This is a genomic window from Natronoglycomyces albus, from assembly GCF_016925535.1.
GTDB lineage: Bacteria > Actinomycetota > Actinomycetes > Mycobacteriales > Micromonosporaceae > Natronoglycomyces > Natronoglycomyces albus.
The window spans coordinates 3,460,643-3,478,971 of sequence record NZ_CP070496.1; the positions used below are offsets into that span (position 1 = coordinate 3,460,643).

Genomic DNA, 18,329 nt, shown 5'->3' on the forward strand with positions numbered 1-18,329 from the left:
CGGCACATCGGTATCCGTAGGAGCCCCATGAGCACATCGGCAAGCAAACACCGTAAGGAAGCCTCCACCCGTCGTTCGCCGTGGTGGGCGCACGCCATGGTGGTATTTGGAGCTATGGTGATGGTCATCTCCGGTGGGGCGGCGGTAGTGGGCCAGGTCGCGATCAACACGGTCAATCATTCGGTGGGCTCAGAGGATCTACTCGGCGAAGACCGGCTCGAGATCGGTAGCAACGTCGAAGGGCCGCTCAACTTCCTGATTCTCGGAGTTGACCAACGGGTTCAATCCGATAAACCCGGTATGGCCAACGCGATCATGATCTTCCACATCGACGAAGATCTCGAAAACGCCTATCTCACCTCCATCCCCCGCGACCTGTATGTGTCGATTCCCGACTGTGGGCCAGCGTGGAACCACAATCGATGCGACAACAAGATCAATCACTCCTCGTCGATCAGCCTCGACCTTGCGACCGGATTCGCGAATACCTCCTCAACTGTCACCGAGCTGACCGGGGTGCGCTTCCACGGCGGGGCCATCATCAACTTTGAGGGCTTCCTGGACCTGATTGACGAACTGGGGACCATCGAGCTGTGCCTGGAGCAAGACATCACCTCCATTCACGGCGATAGGAACTTCTACCCCGAAGGCTGCGGACGATACAACCAAGAGCAGGCTCTCGACCTGGTCCGACAGCGCTACCAGTACGCCGACGGCGACTACGGCCGTCAGCGCATGCAGCAAGAGGCGCTCAAGCAGATTCTGGTGGAGGCACGCAACCAGGGCTACCACACCAACCCGGGCAAGATCGGAACCCTCGTGGAGGGAATCGGCGAGCAGGTCACCGTCGACTTTGGCGACACGTCACTGACTGACTTGGTGGTGGCGCTGCGCCACATCGACCCCGAGAGTTTTCAGACGATGACGGTGCCCTCCGAGCCATGGGACTACGCGGGAACCTCCTACGTTCGCACCATGGAGGGTGAACAGGAAATAGCCGCTCAGGCACTGTACGAAGCCATCCGCAACGATAGGCTGGACGAATGGGTGGCCCAGCACCCTGAGTGGACAAACAACGACGATTCCGATGACGAGGACGAGTCTGACGACGAGCTAGCCGACGGAGGGCAAGGCGCTGGCGAGGGCTGATGGGTTCGCAGTTTCCGGCTGGATGAGCCGGAGGCGGCAAACCTTGCCAACGGTGCAACTGGGGCCCACTTTTAAACGTGTCTGTGGGTAACTTACTTTGACTTGATCCGTCCGTGAGGAAGCGTATGAGTACCGAAGCCGAAAAGCGCCGTAAGGACCCCTCGGCGTCTCAGCGTTCGCCGTGGTGGGCCCATGCCATGGTTGTTTTTGGCGCGCTGCTGATGGTTGTCGCGGGCGGGGCCGCCGTGGCCGGTCAGGTTGCCATCAACACGGTGAACGACTCGGTTCGCTCCGATGACCTCTTGGGTGATGAGCGGGCCCAAATCGATGTGAACAACATCGAGGGCCCTTTGAACTTTTTGATTCTTGGCTCGGATCAGCGCCCCGACGACACTGACCCGTCGTTGACCGACGCAATCATGATTATGCAGGTCAACGAGGATCTAGATCGAGCCACGTTGGTGTCGGTCCCCCGTGATCTGTGGGTGCCGATCGCCCCGAATTGGTATGAGGGGAAGATCAACTCGGCTTTCGCGGTGAGTGCGGATTGGTCGGTGGGTTTCGCGAATTCGGCAGCGACGCTCAGTGAATTGACTGGGGTGAAGTTTCACGGTGGGGCGATCGTCAACTTCGACGGTTTCACTACTTTGGTCGGCGAGTTGGGCGAGATTGAGGTCTGTCCCTGGACTGACGTCTACTCGGAGCATTCGAAGGTGACCTACCCGGAGGGCTGCGCCCGCTACGCGGAGGAGCAGGTGCTCGACATTGTGCGGCAACGCAAAACTTACTCGGGCGACCTTTATGGCGACTTCGGCCGCCAGCAAATGCAGCAACACGTGTTGAAGCAGATCCTGATCGAGGCGAAGGATCAGGGTTACCACACCAACCCCAATAAGGCCGTCGACCTTCTCAATAGCCTGGGCGACAACATCACGATGGACATGGCGGAGGACTTGCGGCCGCTGGACTTGATCGTGGCGCTGCGCGATATTGACCCCGAGCAGTTCCGCACCGTCCGTATTCCCTCGGAATCGTGTCAAACCGCCGGTGGTTCTTCGGTGTGTATCGCCACGTATGAACAACAGCAGATGGCTGAGGAGTTGTTTGTGGCTTTGCAGAACGCCAGCTTGGGTGACTGGATGACGCGGTACCCCGAGTTCGTTAATGACGACGCTTAGGGCGGGGCGATGACGGTCCTTAACCTGCTATCGCCCCGCCCTATGGCTCATCGCTGTATGGGGTTACAGGATCTGCTTGATGCGTTGCGCGCCACCGAGTCGCAACCAGGTTGCGAAGTCGGTCAAGCCCGGGTAGGTGCGGCGCAGGGCCGGGATGTCGGCGCTCCACAAGTCGCCGGCACGACCAGCAGCACTCAGGCGTTCCCCGGCTTGCTGTAGCACCTGTTCGGAGGCGGGGTCCACCCCAATGGGATCGCCTGGCTGCCACTGTCGATAGGTGATGGTGTGCCCCACCGCTTCGCTGATCTGCGTGACGGCCTCGTGCGATGTCACTTCGTCCCCGGCCAGTTCGATGGTTGCGCCAAGGTAGCGCTCGGGGTCGGCGAACGCCAGCGCGGCGAATGCGCCGATGTCGTCGACGGCGACCAGTTGGACGGGGTCATCGGCCGCGAAGAGGAAGACGAGGGTTTCGTCCACGATGCCACCCATGGGGGATGTGGTGGCATGGTTCTCCATGAATCTCACGGGCCGCAGAATCGTAACTGGTAGTCCACTGTGTTCTAGTCGCTCTTCGATGACTCTCTTCGTGTCCCAATCGGGTACCCCGGAGTCCCGGATCGATCCGAGCACGGAGGAAAACACCACATGCCGTGAGTGTGCGCTGTGCGCGGCGGCGATGATGTTTTCTCCCCAGGCGATTTCGCGGGCGGGGCTGCTTTCGATCGGGGTCACGGCGAAGATGCCGTAGGTGCCTTGGGCCGCGTGTTCGAGGGATGCGCGGTCGTCAAGGTCGCCAACGACGAGTTCGACTCCGGATTCGGCTAGTGCGGCCGAGGAGGGTGCGTTTGGGTCGCGGACGAAGGCGCGGACGTTCCATCCGCCTCGGCGCAGATGATGAATGACTGCGGCACCTTGCTGGCCGGTTGCGCCGGTGACCAGGATTGGAGCGGTCTTGGGAATCATGTGGTTCTCCTTGTCGCTTACATAGAATGAGCCTCTTCACGCTCGGGCGATCGGGGCGCGGGTTAGGGTCTCGACCAGACACACCTAAACGGAGGGTTCCTCCGAATACTAACTGGAGGCGACCTCCGTTTCAAGGGGTATGCTTTCAACTTGGACTCAGAAAGGACCACGACGTGCAGGACAGGCCACGGCTGCGAGCCGACGCGCGACGAAATCGCGACCGCATACTCGCTTGCGCGCACACAGTCTTCTCCGAGCAAGGGTCGGACGTCGCCCTAGAGGACGTCGCGAAAGAGGCTGGAGTCGGCATCGGTACCCTTTACCGCCATTTCCCGAATCGGGCCGCTCTCTTGGAAGGGCTACTTCATCAGCGCCTCTCACAACTGGACACATTCGCCAATCAACTACTGGCCGAGGAGAAATCCCCCGGTGAAAGCCTGATCGCATGGCATCTGCGCGTCCTGGAGCACCTGTCGACCTATCGAGGCTTGGCCGCCAGCCTCACCGGCCCCGGCACCACTCCTTCGCCCTTGCACGTGGCGTGCCATACCGCACAGCAAAGCGGTGCGGCGCTGTTGGCCAAGGCGCAAGCGGCAAAACAGGCCCGCCCAGACGTCACCGCGGCCGAACTGTTTTTGCTAACCGCTGGGGCGGCGTGGGCCGCCGAACAGGGATTGGACGACAGCGTCACTGGAGAGCAGCTACTGCGTCTGGCGTTCCGAGGGGTTCTCCATTGAGCGACTCGGCCCCTCTCATCGGTGGTGACAATGACGCTATCCGGACTCCCTGTTGCCAACGGCCCCCTGGAAACGATGTTGGTAGCGTGGCCGCCTTCGTCCACCCGGGAGTATCGACACGATGCCAGCACCAATTCCACGCTGCATCAAAGACATGAAGCCACTGTGGATGCGGGAACGACTCAGGGGTGGCGACACGAATCCGATCGGTTCGGGCACCGCCACCTCACCCATAACTAGCCCCCTCACCCTAAAAGGGGCGTAGCTGCCAGCTGGCGTGGGCGTCCACATCGTTCGAAGGCGCGGGACCTTGGTACGTTCGCCGGTGTGAACCACAACCAAGGCCAGCTGCGCCGCACACTTGGCTTGCCCGATGCCGTCCTCATTGGGTTGGGCGCGATGATCGGGGCGGGAATCTTCGCCGCATTGGGGCCCGCCGCCCAAGCCGCGGGGTCCGGCCTTCTCCTCGGGTTGGGCCTAGCGGCCATCGTCGCCTACTGCAATGCGATGACCTCGGCCAGCCTGGCGACCTTGTACCCCATGTCTGGGGGCACCTATGTGTACGGACAAAAGCGACTTGGCCAGTACTGGGGTTACTTGGCCGGGTGGGGTTTTCTCGCCGGGAAGACCGCCTCGTGTGCCGCCATGGCGCTAACCGTTGGATGGTATCTGTGGCCCGAGCATGCCAATGTGATCGCCGCAGCGACGACCGCCGCCCTGACTGCGCTCAACTACACGGGAATCCAGAAAGCCGCCTGGCTGACTAGAGGCATCATCGCGGTCGTACTCACTACCCTGGTCGCGCTCGTCGTTTCCTCGTTGACATCTGAAGCTTCCGACTTCTCCCGCATCGACTTCACGGTCGACCTCACCTGGACCGGTGCGCTCCAGGCCGCCGGGTTGCTCTTTTTCGCCTTTGCCGGTTACGCACGCATCGCCACCTTGGCCGAGGAGGTCCGCGACCCCCAGCGCACCCTACGCCGCGCTATCGGCATCTCGCTGGGAATCACCTTGGCCGTCTACACCGCCGTGGCCATTGCCGTCTTGACGGTGCTCGACGCAGATCAGCTCGCTGCGGCGACCGCGCCGTTGACGGCGGCATCCGAAGCCGCCGGAGTCACCTGGTTGACGCCAGTCATCGCCGTTGCTGCGGCCGTAGCGGCCCTCGGCGCGCTCCTGGCTTTGATACTGGGAGTCTCCCGCACGATGTTCGCCATGGCGCGCGACGGCCATCTTCCCACTGGGCTAGCCGCCATCCATCCGCGCTTCAACGTTCCCCACCGCGCGGAACTGCTCGTGGGATCAGTGGTGGTGATTCTGGTGCTCACCCTGGACCTGCGGGAAGCAATCGGGTTCTCCTCGTTCTGTGTGTTGGTCTACTACGCCATTGCGAATGCCTCGGCATTGACCCTCAACGCAGACGAAGGACGGCCCGCGCGAGTCATCCCGCTGGTCGGTTTCGCCGGTTGCGCGGCGCTCATGTTCGCTCTTCCTGCCACATCCATCATCGCCGGGCTTCTGGTGCTCGCCGGTGCGACGATCCTCTACTTCATTCAATCGGCGATACGGCGTACAACACGACAGTAAAGTGCCGCGCTAAATACGATCCGGACAAGGTATGTCGAGGAGATTAGGGCCCTGGTAGGGCCCGACGCTGATTCTGAACCCTCAGGGGCCGCAGCGCCCCAGAGCATCTGGGCGCATAACCTGGTCATCTAGCTGCGAAGACGTTATTAAGCTGGCGGAGGAGGTGGGATTCGAACCCACGGAACGAGTCACCCCGCTCGCCGGTTTTCAAGACCGGTGCACTAGTCCACTATGCGACTCCTCCATGCCCCACGATGCGAATTCACCAGCGTTGAACCTGGCGCTAGGGCCCAGCTTCAACACCACGGCACAGACTCTCATCGATACGAGGCTCGGATAATCTACCAAACGCTAACTTAGAGACGAAAATCGCGTCGGGGCTCGGTCGTTTGCGCTAGCCGCAGGCGGACTGGCCGGCCTCGGGCAGACAGCAGGTACTGCACACATTTCGCCCTTCCAGGGTGAAGGCTAGGCAGCAGGTGTGACGACGGTAGGTCAGCTTGCCGAACTCATCGCTGGATATGTCGACCAGGTGGGCTACGTCAAAAGCCTCCAGGAGCTCCGCCGCGATAGCCTCGGAGCTGACGTGGCTGGCTTCCGCGCAACAGGCCACGGCGTAACAGATGCCTGAGGCCAGCGAACCCAACAAGTTACGTCGGCCGATGCGAGCCTGTTGCCGCAGCGCCGACATCACCACTTCCAGGTGACCATCAAACAGGGTGGCCCGCATCGCATCTAGCAATTCTTGGTGGTCTTTCATGACCACGGCGGCGGGGTGAGAGGCCAGCGGGTCGTCAGCCAAGACCGCGAACTTCGGGTCGCCCAAGTGCAGGGAGAACAGCGGGCTTTCCCGTCCGATGACGAAATGGGCTTCCTCAGGGTTCCACAGCGGTACCCGGTGAGCCGACACAAAGCCCAAGACCGATGGCAAGACCGACCAGTAACAGTAGGTTTTCCAGGCCAAGGCCACCGACACATGGTCGGCGGCGCCCCACAGTTGTGAGGAATGTTCGATCAGCGCGGCGGTAACCTCACCACCGGCGGCCAGATCACCGGAGTTAACGATCGTTCCCTGCGGCACGTCTCCGTGCTCCAGCCAGGGCTTGATGCCAGCAAGAGGGTGAGGGCCGACGTGGTTCTCCAGGTAGTACGCTGCCTCGCGCATCGGGGCGCGCATATCGCCCGAGGCATCCGAGCTCCGGTGTGGCAGCTCGCCTGGGTGCGTCGGAGTCGAAGATACGGCTAGGGAGGAGATGAGCGTCACGCGCCATCCCTCGCAGACGAATATCCGGTCCGCACCGCTGACATGAACCCGGCCTCCAAGCTACGCCGCAATATGATTAGGTACGCCTAACCTTACCCGAGGCGGAACTGCAACTGTCAAGTATGCGACAGCTGCGCGGAGGAGTGAAACCTGAGCTTAGAACAGCCAGAAGGCGAAGCGCTGCGATTTTGGGAAGAGCGACGCCGTGTGTTATTAGTCTCGCAACGCCTCGCCTTGTGGTGCAGACTCAGTGTGGGTGACTGGGGGTACGGCGCGTCGCACCCGGTGTGCGGCACATAGAAAAATAGTGCCCATGTCAGCCCAACCTACCGCGACCGCCCAACCCCGACAAACCCTGTACCGCGAAATCATCATCCTGCTGGCGCTCTCGCTGGGTGCCTCCGCAATCTGGTCGGTATTCAACTTCATCGAACTACTGGCCCAACCTGGCACACTGTCCGACCAGACAATCGCCATGAACCGAGCTCGGGCGGCCGAAGATCTCCCCTGGCTAGACCTGGCCCGCCAACTGACGGCCATCGCCATATCGCTGGCCCCTGCGGCCTTGGCTCTGCATTTTCTTCACAGTGACCGCGGCAATCCATTTCGGCTACTCGGCATGGACTCTCGTCGGGCCTGGTTTGACAACCTCACCGGCGTGGGCCTGGCGGCGCTCATCGGCATCCCCGGATTGGGCCTGTATCTGGTCGCTCGCGAACTGGGTTTCAACACCACAATCCAGACCGCCGCGCTTTACGAACACTGGTGGACCATCCCCGTCCTGATCCTTTTGGCCTTGAAGAATTCGCTGCTGGAGGAGATTATCGTCGTGGGGTACCTGGCGACACGACTCAAGCAACTGTCATGGTCCCCAGTGGCCATCATCGTCGCCAGCGCTCTCTTGCGGGGCTTCTACCATCTGTATCAAGGCATAGGCGGCTTTATCGGGAACGTGGTCATGGGAGCGGTCTTCGCGGCGTTCTACCTGCGTTATGGGCGAATCATGCCGCTGATCATCGCGCATTTCATCTTGGACATCGTGGCGTTCGTGGGTTATGCGCTGTTGGTGGACCACCTCAGCTGGCTCTAGCCACCCGGCCACCGATCGCACGCAGCGCTGGCCCAAAATTGTCCACAGGGTTATCCACAGCCGAAAAGAAACTTCTTTGCCCACCGACATTCCTGAAATAACCTGGAACAGGGGCCCCAGAAGTGAGAAATACTCACCTCAACGGGCTGTCCCCGCGATCAACCGGCGAACGCCCGCCCATCGTGCTGCGACCCGCTTGCCGCTATTTCTGGGCAGCCGGTATGCTCAACTGTCGGTGGCCCCATTCGGTCTTTGACTGTTTTGTCATGTCGCACGACAGTTGCCCATGTCTGGCAGCCACCAAGGAGGATTCGCCTAGTGGCCTATGGCGCCCGCCTGCTAAGCGGGTTTCGGGTTACCCCCGATCGAGGGTTCGAATCCCTCATCCTCCGCCACATAACTGCCCTGTGCAGCAAGAACGCGGTCATACTTCAGTATTGAGAGTGTGGCCGCGTTTGTCGTGTTGGCCCCTAAGCTGCCGTTTTATCCACGGCTTATTGCATATAGGTCGCACATCCGCCTGTACGGTATGCCGACCTCACTGGGTGCGGATGTCCACCACGGCCGCAATTCCAGCACCGTTGACCCCAACCCGGCAGATCCTTCCACCCACCAGGCGAGGAACGTACGCAATGATATGGCCCGCAATGGACTTCTAGAGCGAGGGCGACCCGGATACGGTAAAGACATGGACGTTCGCACCGACCTCGCCGAGACCGACCTACAGTGGATTGCCGAGGCCAACCAGGCCAGCCTGGAATCCGACGGCATTGAACCGCTCGGTGAGCACACGCTCTTGCAGCTCAAACTCACCGACCGCCCAGAAAACCAGCTGCATTTTCTCCTGACCGAGGCAGACAAACCGGTGAGCTACGCGTTCCTGGAAATCACCAGTGGCGAAGCTAGCGGGGAAATGTTCACGCATCCCGAATATCGGCGGCTGGGCTATGGCCGCGCCCTACTCGCCCGTGTGCGGGCCGCCGCTGGCACTGCCGGAGGGCAACAGCTACGCCTGTGGGCGCACGGCGACTTCGACGGGGCGAGTGCATTGGCCAAGCGCGACGGCTTCAAGCGGGAGCGAGTGCTCTTCCAGCTAGGTCGCACACTGCAGGGGCTGGTCACCGAGGCTCCCCCGCTACCGGAGGACGTGGAGCTACGGGCATTCGTCCGCGATCAGGACGAAGCGGAGTTGCTGCGCGTAAACGCGGCCGCGTTCGTCGACCATCCCGAACAAGGTCGACTCAGTCTCGACGACCTGCGACAGCGGATGGACTCAACCTGGTTCGACCCCGCGGGCCTCATCACAGCCTGGAAAGATGGTCACATGGTGGGGTTCCACTGGACCAAGACCCACCCGGACGGCAATGGTGAGGTGTACGTGCTGGCCGTGGACCCGCAGGCGCAGGGGATGCGGTTGGGAAAGATCCTGACCCAGGCAGGGCTGGCGCATCTGGCCTCACGCGGCCTGGAGTCGGTGATCCTCTATGTCGATGAGTCCAACACCAAAGCCGTACAGCTCTATCGCGGGCAGGGGTTTACCCAGCGGCGCGTGGACGTCCAGTACGCAACCCAGCTCTCGCACTAGGCTCGTACCTCGGTCGGATAGTTCGGTTCGCCCGGCAAGACGAACTCCGGCACTGAGGCGTCCAGCACCACCCGTGGCAGGATCGGCGTCATATCGCGCTGTTCGGCGGCGGCGAAAATTTCGCCGACCGTGGTGAAGCGCGACAGCTCCAGCAACGTCGAGGCCGTCGGCAGCATCATCTGTTCGCCGTAACGGCTCAAGGCTTGTTCGGGACCGATCCAGGTCGCGAACTCGCATTCGCTCGAGGCCGCGCGCGGCTGATAACCCTCCGACAACGTCGCCATATAAAACCAAGTATCGAACCGCACCGGCTCAAATTCCGGAGTCTGCCAGCGCGACCAGGCCCGTTGCAAGGCCACATGAGCGCCGGTCTCCTCCATGACTTCGCGGATACCGCAACTGGCCACGTCCGCGTCTTGGGGTTCGAGACCTCCGCCGGGGAACGCAAACAGACCCCCGGCGAATCTCATGGTGGCAGCGCGGCGAATCAAGTAGACACGCAAGGGGGCTTCCCGCAGCAGCACGCACGTGGCTGCCCGGCGCAAAGGGGCGGGGGAGGCACCATTCTTGTAGAAGGTTCGGGCGCTCTCCAGTCGTTTGGGATCCAGCTGGCGCAGGTTTAGTCTCCCGAAATGCCTAGCCATCGACACGGACTATCACCGCCATTCCTTGTCCCGCCGCGACGTTGGTCGCCGCCACGCCATAGCCGCCGCCGCGACGGCGCAGCACCGTGCACAGGTTAATGAGGGAGCGGAGAGCAGATGCCGGCCCGGCATGGCCGTAGCTAATGGTGCTCCCCGCCGTATTGACGAGTTTCTTTCCCAGCTCAGGCATCTGTGCCAGGCAGACGAGCGTAGCAGCCGCATAGCGTTCCTCGATCTCCCAGGCTGCGATGTCGGAGGCTTTGAGGTTATGGCGGGCCAGAACTTTACGGATGGCCGCGGCAGAGGCCAAGGGGTATTCGTTGGGCGCCACACCGACAGTCTCGCCGCCAATGAACCGCGCCATCGGATCCGGACCAGGAAACGAGCTAACCAGCAACGCCGCCGCCCCATCGGCGTCAACCGCGGAGTTTCCCACAGTGATGGTCCCATCGGTGGTGAACAAGGGCGGCTGGGCGCCCATGGTCCGACTATCGATTTCGGTGAGAATGCATTCGTCACTGCAATGCCCATCGACCACGGACATGTGGTCTTGCGGAATGCCATCTTGCCAAGCCTGGTGCGCCAGCGAATGGCTGTGTAGGGCCCATCCGTCCTGCGCCGCCCGATCGATGTCGTACTGATAGGCGGCCAATTGCGCGAACCAACCTGGGCCGTGCCGCCACGCTGAGGGCAGGAGCTGGCCGACGTGTTCTTCGCTGCCGGAAGGGAAGAGTCGCAGGTGAGTGGGGTAGGCGGTGTCGGGGGTGTTGAGTTGGAACCCGACGCGGGATGCCGAACCCACTGCTGCGGCCACAGCCGAGTGAGAGTCTTCGAGACGCACCGCCCGGGCTGCCAGGATCAGGGCATCAAGGCCAGAGGATTCGCGGCGGTCGATGGTGATGGCCGGGAAGTGCTCGCTGAGACCGGAGATCAGGGCCGCCGACCGCGCCAGGTTGGGACCCGACTCGGCCGTGATGTCTGCGCCAAGGTAGATCTCGGTGTGGTCGACGTCAGCCAACAAGGGGTTTCGCAACAGCAACTGTTGCAGCGGAATGGCGGCTAGCTGGGCCACATGCAGACGCGCTACGACGCCTCCGCGACGCCCAAAGGGCGTCCGCGCCGCATCTGCCAGATAGACGTCCATGAAAAGAGGCTAACGGAAGCCCTCGGCGTGGCGTCTTGTTTCGACTGAGTCCATGACGTAGGCGAGAAGCTATTTTATGGTGTGCTCTCGGTTCGACCGCTGAGCGTTGCCGCCCCAATAAGTGCGGGGCGGCAACGCGTAACACTTCATCTCTAAAGCATGATCCAGCTGATCGGGTAAAACAGCAGGGCTCCGACTATCGCCGCAGCGGGGAATGTGAGAATCCAGGCGATAACGATCGTGCGTGCCACGCCCCAGCGCACCGCGCGCTTCCCGCCAGTCGAACCGACGCCCATGATGGCGGCGGTAATGGTGTGGGTCGTGGAGATGGGCGCGCCCAGCCACCACGTGTTGACGTACAGCACCGAGGAGGCCACGGTCTCGGCGGCGAAGCCCTGGGGAGGACGCAAGTCGATGATGCGGCGACCCAGGGTGCGTATGATGCGCCAGCCACCGGCATACGTGCCGCCAGCCAGGGCGGCGGCCGAAGCGAAGTACACCCAGTGCGGGATTTCCAAAGCCGAGTCCTGGAATCCACCAACGTGCAAGGCCAGCACGATGATGCCCATGGTCTTGGCCGCGTCCTGCATACCGTGACCAACCGCCATTGCCGCAGCCGAGACGGATTGGGCCTGGCGAAAGCGAACCGTCAGCTTGCGCGGCGTGCCGTTGCGGAATACCCAGAACACGGCCAGCATGAAGAGGAATCCGAGCGCAAAACCAACTAGTGGCGAGAAAATCGTGGGCAGGACGATTTTTTCCCAAATACCGCTCCAGTAGACGACGCCGCCGCCGACCAGGGTCGCCCCGACGACGCCACCGAACAGGGAGTGCGAGGCGGAGATGGGCCAGCCTTTCCACCACGTCAAGTAGTTCCAGGCGACAGAGCCGAGCACGCCGGCCATGACAATGGCCAGACCAGCCATACCCAGTTGGGGTGAAACCAGCCCTTCGGCGACAGTCGCGGCGACTTTAGCGCCCAGATATGCGCCAACGAAGTTGCCGATGGCGGCCATACCCAGAGCTACCCGGGGGGTAAGGGCACGAGTCGAGATCGAGGTCGCGATAGCGTTGGCGGCGTCGTGGAAGCCATTGGTGTAGGCAAACAACAGCGCCACCGCGACCACCAGGATCACGCTGATGAGAAGGGGATCCACGCCTAGGATTCCTTCACGTAGATGGTCTCGATGACGTTGGCGATGTTCTCAAACCCGTCACAGGCCTTCTCGAGCATGTCGGCGACCTCTTTGAGCTTCATAACCGTCAACGGGTCGTATTCGCCAGAGTAAAGACGCACAACGCACATGCGGTAGTTGCGGTCCCCGTCGTTCTCCAACCGGTTGCATTCGATCCAGTAGTCCTTCATGCGCTCGTCGAGGCCCTTAAGTTTGGGCATAGCCTCGGCGGTGGCATCGGCCTGCTGCGACAAAACGGCTACGATTTCCAGCATTTCGCGGGGGATCGCGGGCAATTCGGAGAGTCCGTAGAGGTAGATGAGGTTAGCGGCGGCCTCGATGTAGTCGAGCACATCGTCCAGGCAGCTAGCCAAACGCACCATGTCCTGACGGTCCATGGGCGTGACGAACGATGAATTGATCTTTTGAAACAGCTGGTGGGTGAGCTTGTCGTTGTCATGCTCGACGTCAACGAGTCGCTCAGAAATGGACTGGTGATCGGCATCGTCGTCACCGAGCTCTTCTAGAATCTTCACTCCGCGCTGAATGTTCTCAGCCGCTTGCGTGAAAAAAGAATAGAAGGCATCGTCCTGAGGTTTCAATGAAAACCGCACAGGCACACCTCATGGTCTATCGGTACAATTGGCAAAATCACTCTACCCAGCACGCATAAGTCGACATTGAGTTTCGGCGAGCTGGTGTCACCGCTGACACAGCTGAACCCGAATGCGTGTCGATTCAACTACCAGCGGCAACATTGATGCCCGCTGCTATTTGGGCATGTGAGGCTAGTGTGCCATTTACTTCTCGTTCACCTCGCCACAGGGCCACGCTCGCCGTAAAGCTCTCAAGGAAACCTGAGGAGAAACCGCCACCGGGTCACGACACTGGGTTCGCTCCCAGACGCCCCAAGGCCCCCGCCACCTTGTCCGCATCGGTGGTGTACCACAACTCAGGCAGCGAGCGCCGCAAGAACGGGCCATAGGACCGCGCCGTGTGCAGGCGGGAATCCAGGATCGCCACTACGCCCTTGTCGTCGACTCGGCGAATGAGCCGGCCCGCTCCTTGCGCGAGACGCACCGCCGCATGCGGCACACTCACCTCAGCGAAGCCAGACTTCCCCGCCGCCTCAGCCGCGTCGTTGCGGGCAGCGGTCAAAGGCTCATTCGGGCGCGGAAACGGAATCCGGTCAATCACCACCAGCTGACAGGCATCGCCCGGCACGTCCACGCCCTGCCACAGGCTCATAACCCCCAGCAGACACGTCTGCGGCTCACTGCGGAATCGTTTCACCAACGCGGCAAGGGTCTCCTCCCCCTGCAACAAGATCGGCAAATCCGTGTGCTCACGCAGCAAATCCGCGGCGGACTCGGCGGCCTTGCGAGAGGAGAACAGACCCAACGTCCGTCCACCAATGGCCTCGACCAGGCGGCGCAGTTCCTTGGCCGCATCGTCGGCCAAACCCGAGGCCCGTGGACGCGGTAGATGCGACGCCACGTAGAGAATTCCCTGTTTAGGGTAGTTAAACGGGCTACCCACATCCAACGTGTCGTAGTCGAGGACGTCCTCATCCGCCGCGTGTCGAGCCGGGTCAAGCCCCAGCGACCTCGCCACCGTGTCGAAGGTCCCTCCCAAGGTCAACGTCGCCGACGTCGCCACCACCACCCGGTCCGGGTACAGCTGCTCGGTCAACAAACCCGCCACCGCGAATGGGGCTACCGACAACTGCGGGTTGCGCGGATTGGAGTCCTTCCACACCACGTCGGTGGGGCCCGGCGACTGAAGCCGACCGGCCGTCTCCCGCGCCGCCGTCATCGCCTCGCGCAGCTGCGCGGCCGCCAAATCGCCTTTGTCCTTCTCCCCCGAACCGGCCAAGATCGTCGTCGCCTCGGCACACGCCGAATCGATCAAACCCAAAGCCGCGCTGACCGGAGCAGGCAGCTCGACCAGTCGCTCGGTTCCCGTCGCGTCGAGCGCATCTGCCAGCGCCCGTGAGGCGTCCTGGAACTTCTCAGAAATGTCGACGCCCAGTTTTTTACGGCTGCGCTGCGCCAACCACGTCAGCTGGGCCGGTGAAAGGTCGGCGGCGGCCGCGGAGGTGACGCGGTCGGCCAGTTCATGGGCCTCGTCCACGATCACGACCGAATGCTGCGGCAGGATCTCGCGGCCCTTCATCATGTCGATGGACAATAGGGCGTGGTTGGTGACGATGATGTCCGCGGCGTGCGCGCGCTGTTTGGCCGTCTCGGCGAAACAGTCAGCGCCTTGCCCGCAGTTACTGGCGCCGACGCATTCGCGGGAATTGACTGACACTTGCCGCCAAGCCCAGTCGCTCACGCCCGGGTCGAGGTCGTCTCGATCCCCAGTGTCGGTGTCGTTGGCCCAGTCGTACAGGCGGGCCACTTGCGCGGCATAGGAATTGCCACCGGTGAAGCGTTGCTTTGACATCTCCGGCAGGGCTTCGGCCTCGCCGTCTTCTTCGTCGACGGACATCTTGTGACGGCACACGTAATGATGCCGTCCCTTCAGAAGCGCGAAAGTGGGGCGTCTCCCCATCACCGGCTGCACCGCCTCCACCAGGCGCGGCAGGTCAACGGTGACCAACTGGTGTTGCAGGGCAAGGGTCGCGGTGGAGACGACGACCGTTCGGCCCGAGGCCAATGCCGCGCACAAATACGCCAAGGATTTCCCGGTGCCGGTCCCGGCCTGTACCAGCAAATGCCGCTCGTTGGTGATCGCGTCGGCGACGGCCTCGGTCATCGTGATCTGGCCTTCTCTGGCCTGCCCACCTGGGGTCGCGGAGACGGCGGCTTCGAGAAGATCGCTTGCGAGGGACACGTCGCTCTTTTCCTGGTTGGCCAGCGCGAAGTATGGCTACGCGGTGGTGTAGCGCCGCCGCATTCATTCCATAGCGGGCCGGACGCGGCGGCGACATGTATAGGGCCGAGAAGGGCGGTTACAAACTGCCCTGTGGCTTGGCCGCCATCGTCTCCGGATCGAGATCGGGTTTGTCGTCAGGTTTGTCCGACGAGCCTGCCTTCGGCGGCGGATCGCTCTTGCTGTGTGCCTTGTTGTAGGCGATCACAGCCCGGACACCGGCGTTGATGATTGCCAGGATCGGAACGGCGATCAAGGCTCCCACAATACCCGCCTGGATACCGCCGACGGTAATGGCCAGCACGATTGCCAACGGGTGCAATTTCACGGCCCGGCTCATGAGCAACGGCTGCAAAACGTTGGACTCTAGCTGCTGGACCAGCAGCACCAGACCCAAGACCAGCAAGGCGTTGATGAGTCCGTTCTCGGTGCCGACCAAGGCGACCAATACCGCGACCGCTCCTGAGACCGTCGCACCGACGATGGGGATGAAGCCGCCGAGGAACACTAGCGTCGCCAGCGGCAATGCTAGTGGGATGTCCAGAATCCACAGCCCCAACCCGATACCGATCGCATCGACTAGCGCCACCACCACCGTGGTGCGCATGAACTGCACCAGGCTCTTCCAGGAGGCGAGTCCGGCGAACCGCAGCGGGGCGCGGGAGGGAACGGGGAGCAGGCCGGTCAGGAAGTGCCAGATCTTGTCGCCGTCGCGCATAAAGAAGAACATGCAAAACAGCACGAGGAAGAATCCGGTGAAGAAGTAGACCAGGGCTCCGGCTGCGGTGCCGAATATCGTCAGTGCCTGCCCGCCGATGTCGCTAGCGTTATCGGTCGCCCAACTCTGAATTTCGTCACCGGCGTCGGAGAGTAGGCCTTCGATCATGTCCGGTTCCAGGCCATAGGGGCCCGAACGCAGCCACTCTTCAAGGCGAGTGATGCCAGCGTTGATCTGGTCGGCGAAGTCGGGAATACCGGCGATAAACTGCTGTACCACAAAAGTGAATACCGCGAAGACGGTGGTCAAACCACCGACCAACACCACGGCGGCAGCTAGCGAACGGTTCCAGCCTCTGCGGACTAGCCAGCCCACGATCGGCTGGAACAATGCGGCCAGAAGGAACGAAACCGCCACTGGGATGACGACGACCGCGAGCAAACTGAACAGATACAAGACCGCGATGATCGCAACGGCGAGCACGATGATGCGCCACGCCCACGCGGCGGCAATGGCCATCGCGTCCGCCAAGTGGCGGCGTTCCGGAGGCTGCATTGCCTCTGCAAACGACGGGTCTCGGCCATTGCCGTCATTACCGTCGTCGCCTCCACCGCCAGTGGTGGCGGGGGTCTCGTCCTCAGAATCCGGTTTGCTGTCTATGGCCAAGGGATTGGCGTGTTCCCGGCGGCGCGCACGCGCCGACTCCATCCGCTCCGTGTATGGATTCGTGCGGACACCTACCCACATCTGGCGGGCCTTGGCAGCGGCTTTACGCATGCGGCTCACTGTTCCTCCGATACCGACCGACGAAGATCACGGGCGATTGGGGTGTTCTGTGTATGTATCGCTACGGACACAGTAGCCGGTCACAGCGACACAGACGAGGCCGATTCGACCCAAGTGCGCGCGGTATCGTGTGTAGTGTGACTTCCACACCGCTCGACTACGAAACTGGCCTGGCCATACGCCTGCTACATGACCGCCTGCTCGTCCGCCAAGACGCGGATTCCGAGCGCCGTTCCTCTGGGGGCATCGTGATCCCGGCAACCGCTTCCATGGGGCACCGCTTGGCGTGGGCCGAAGCCGTGGGCGTAGGACCGCTGGTGCGCTCCGTGGAAGTGAATGACCGAGTGCTGTTCGACCCTGACGAAAAAAGTGAGGTCGAGCTGCACGGGGAGACGTTCATTCTGCTGCGCGAACGCGACGTGCACGCGGTGGCCGCAAAGCGGGTCGACTCCGACGGTTCGGGACTGTATCTCTAAGACAAAGCCGACACCCCTACGCCACCTGCCGTTAAGGCCTAGCTGGTGCGTTAACCTGCTCGAATGCGTATCGGAGTAGCGGGTTTGGGGCTCATTGGCGGGTCCGTGGCATTGGCGCTAGCCGAGGCGGGCCATGAGGTAAGGGGTTTTGACCCCGTCGCCAAACCCGTCGACGTCCCGTTTCCTCTCCTAAAGGACGCAACTCAGCTATGCGATAGCGATCTGGTCATCCTCGCGGTCCCCTTTCCTGCTCTAGCGGACCTCCTTCCCACTTTTGCTCAGTGGGAAGGGCTATTGAGCGACGTCACCTCTGTTAAGCAACCGGTGCTTGAGCTAGTCGCCGCGTTGGCCCCGCAGGTGCGATTTGTCGGCGGCCACCCGATGGCGGGCAAGGAAACAGCCGGGTTCGCTGCGGCGGAGGCGGGCTTGTTTCGGAATCGACCGTGGGTGTTGACCACCGATGGCACCAGCGAGGACGACCTAGACGTGCTGCGGGTCCTGCTGATGTCGTTGGGAGCCGACCCGGTTCTCACCACGGCCGCGCGGCATGACCAAGCGGTTGCCAGGATCTCGCATCTTCCCCACCTGTTGGCTGTCACGTTGAGGCGCTGTGGCGAGGCCGATGAGCTCGCCCTGGACCTGGCGGCAGGGTCCTTTCGCGATGGAACGCGGGTCGCTTCCAGCCCGGTCGACCTCATAGCCGCCATGTGCGGCGGAAACGCCGCTGCGCTGCGCGACGTCCTCGATGAGGCGATCGCCGATCTACAACAGGCACGACTCGCCTTGGACGCACCGAAGCCGCAACCTGAGGTTAAGAAATGGATCATGCGCACATAGTGCCCAACTCTCGGCCCCGCTAATGGCACATCATGTCGCAAACCGAGGCCATGCGAAGCAATCTGGACACTATCGGGGCGGAAATCGGTTACGCATTTGAGATTGTGAGCCAGTAAAGT

The 18,329-nt window shown here is 62.0% G+C and carries 16 protein-coding genes and 2 tRNA genes; 9 read left to right on the plus strand and 9 right to left on the minus strand.

What is annotated here, in order from left to right; all coding sequences use genetic code 11:
• The first annotated feature begins 27 nt into the window (after nucleotides 1-27).
• Both JQS30_RS14865 and JQS30_RS14870 read left to right on the plus strand, forming a co-directional pair.
• Nucleotides 28-1,149: an LCP family protein gene (locus JQS30_RS14865; RefSeq protein WP_213171024.1), complete on the plus strand. Its 1,122-nt coding sequence runs from the start codon at nucleotides 28-30 to the stop codon at nucleotides 1,147-1,149.
• Between the two features lie 125 nt (nucleotides 1,150-1,274).
• The gene (locus JQS30_RS14870) at nucleotides 1,275-2,327 is read left to right on the plus strand and encodes an LCP family protein (protein ID WP_213171025.1); all 1,053 of its coding nucleotides are present in this window, start codon (nucleotides 1,275-1,277) and stop codon (nucleotides 2,325-2,327) included.
• 63 nt (nucleotides 2,328-2,390) lie between these two features.
• Here the strand turns inward: JQS30_RS14870 and JQS30_RS14875 are convergent, their stop codons facing one another.
• Nucleotides 2,391-3,290, minus strand: coding sequence for an NmrA/HSCARG family protein (locus JQS30_RS14875; RefSeq protein ID WP_213171026.1), 900 nt, complete (start codon nucleotides 3,288-3,290; stop codon nucleotides 2,391-2,393).
• 173 nt (nucleotides 3,291-3,463) lie between these two features.
• Between JQS30_RS14875 and JQS30_RS14880 the strand changes: the two genes are divergently transcribed.
• A complete protein-coding gene (locus JQS30_RS14880) occupies nucleotides 3,464-4,027 on the plus strand; it encodes a TetR/AcrR family transcriptional regulator (RefSeq protein ID WP_213171027.1) in 564 nt (187 codons plus the stop codon).
• 327 nt (nucleotides 4,028-4,354) lie between these two features.
• A complete protein-coding gene (locus JQS30_RS14885) occupies nucleotides 4,355-5,614 on the plus strand; it encodes an APC family permease (protein ID WP_246497940.1) in 1,260 nt (419 codons plus the stop codon).
• A gap of 152 nt (nucleotides 5,615-5,766) precedes the next feature.
• Here JQS30_RS14885 and JQS30_RS14890 read toward each other — a convergent pair.
• Nucleotides 5,767-5,858, minus strand: a tRNA-Ser gene (locus tag JQS30_RS14890).
• A 150-nt stretch (nucleotides 5,859-6,008) separates the two neighbouring features.
• Nucleotides 6,009-6,878 carry a hypothetical protein gene (locus tag JQS30_RS14895; protein WP_213171028.1) on the minus strand — a complete coding sequence of 290 codons (870 nt, stop codon included), beginning with the start codon at nucleotides 6,876-6,878 and terminating at the stop codon, nucleotides 6,009-6,011.
• A 307-nt stretch (nucleotides 6,879-7,185) separates the two neighbouring features.
• Here JQS30_RS14895 and JQS30_RS14900 point away from each other — a divergent pair, with 307 nt between their 5' ends.
• The 3 genes from JQS30_RS14900 to mshD all read left to right on the plus strand — a co-directional run bounded on the left by JQS30_RS14900 (nucleotide 7,186) and on the right by mshD (nucleotide 9,553).
• Entirely contained in the window at nucleotides 7,186-7,968 is a 783-nt protein-coding gene (locus tag JQS30_RS14900; protein ID WP_425498826.1) for a CPBP family intramembrane glutamic endopeptidase, read from the plus strand.
• 304 nt (nucleotides 7,969-8,272) lie between these two features.
• Nucleotides 8,273-8,363, plus strand: a tRNA-Ser gene (locus JQS30_RS14905).
• 134 nt (nucleotides 8,364-8,497) lie between these two features.
• Complete coding sequence (gene mshD, locus JQS30_RS14910; RefSeq protein ID WP_213171030.1) at nucleotides 8,498-9,553, plus strand: mycothiol synthase; 1,056 nt, start codon at nucleotides 8,498-8,500, stop codon at nucleotides 9,551-9,553.
• Here mshD and JQS30_RS14915 read toward each other — a convergent pair.
• From JQS30_RS14915 to JQS30_RS14940, 6 genes are all read right to left on the minus strand, one after another.
• Nucleotides 9,550-10,197 carry an NUDIX hydrolase gene (locus JQS30_RS14915; protein WP_213171031.1) on the minus strand — a complete coding sequence of 216 codons (648 nt, stop codon included), beginning with the start codon at nucleotides 10,195-10,197 and terminating at the stop codon, nucleotides 9,550-9,552. The two genes, mshD and JQS30_RS14915, sit on opposite strands and share 4 nt — an antisense overlap.
• A complete protein-coding gene (locus JQS30_RS14920) occupies nucleotides 10,190-11,341 on the minus strand; it encodes a thiolase family protein (protein WP_213171032.1) in 1,152 nt (383 codons plus the stop codon). Before JQS30_RS14920 ends, JQS30_RS14915 begins: the two co-directional genes overlap by 8 nt.
• A 152-nt stretch (nucleotides 11,342-11,493) precedes the next feature.
• Nucleotides 11,494-12,498 carry an inorganic phosphate transporter gene (locus tag JQS30_RS14925; RefSeq protein WP_213171033.1) on the minus strand — a complete coding sequence of 335 codons (1,005 nt, stop codon included), beginning with the start codon at nucleotides 12,496-12,498 and terminating at the stop codon, nucleotides 11,494-11,496.
• 2 nt (nucleotides 12,499-12,500) lie between these two features.
• Nucleotides 12,501-13,130, minus strand: a complete 630-nt coding sequence (locus JQS30_RS14930) for a DUF47 domain-containing protein (RefSeq protein WP_213171034.1) — start codon at nucleotides 13,128-13,130, stop codon at nucleotides 12,501-12,503.
• Between the two features lie 265 nt (nucleotides 13,131-13,395).
• The gene (locus JQS30_RS14935; RefSeq protein ID WP_246497941.1) at nucleotides 13,396-15,354 is read right to left on the minus strand and encodes an ATP-dependent DNA helicase; all 1,959 of its coding nucleotides are present in this window, start codon (nucleotides 15,352-15,354) and stop codon (nucleotides 13,396-13,398) included.
• A gap of 118 nt (nucleotides 15,355-15,472) precedes the next feature.
• Nucleotides 15,473-16,888, minus strand: a complete 1,416-nt coding sequence (locus JQS30_RS14940; protein WP_213171035.1) for an AI-2E family transporter — start codon at nucleotides 16,886-16,888, stop codon at nucleotides 15,473-15,475.
• A 146-nt stretch (nucleotides 16,889-17,034) separates the two neighbouring features.
• Between JQS30_RS14940 and JQS30_RS14945 the strand changes: the two genes are divergently transcribed.
• Both JQS30_RS14945 and JQS30_RS14950 read left to right on the plus strand, forming a co-directional pair.
• Nucleotides 17,035-17,373 carry a GroES family chaperonin gene (locus tag JQS30_RS14945; protein WP_246497942.1) on the plus strand — a complete coding sequence of 113 codons (339 nt, stop codon included), beginning with the start codon at nucleotides 17,035-17,037 and terminating at the stop codon, nucleotides 17,371-17,373.
• A 63-nt stretch (nucleotides 17,374-17,436) separates the two neighbouring features.
• Nucleotides 17,437-18,210 (plus strand): prephenate dehydrogenase, encoded by a 774-nt coding sequence (locus tag JQS30_RS14950; protein ID WP_213171037.1) that lies wholly within the window; start codon nucleotides 17,437-17,439, stop codon nucleotides 18,208-18,210.
• Nucleotides 18,211-18,329 lie beyond the last annotated feature (119 nt).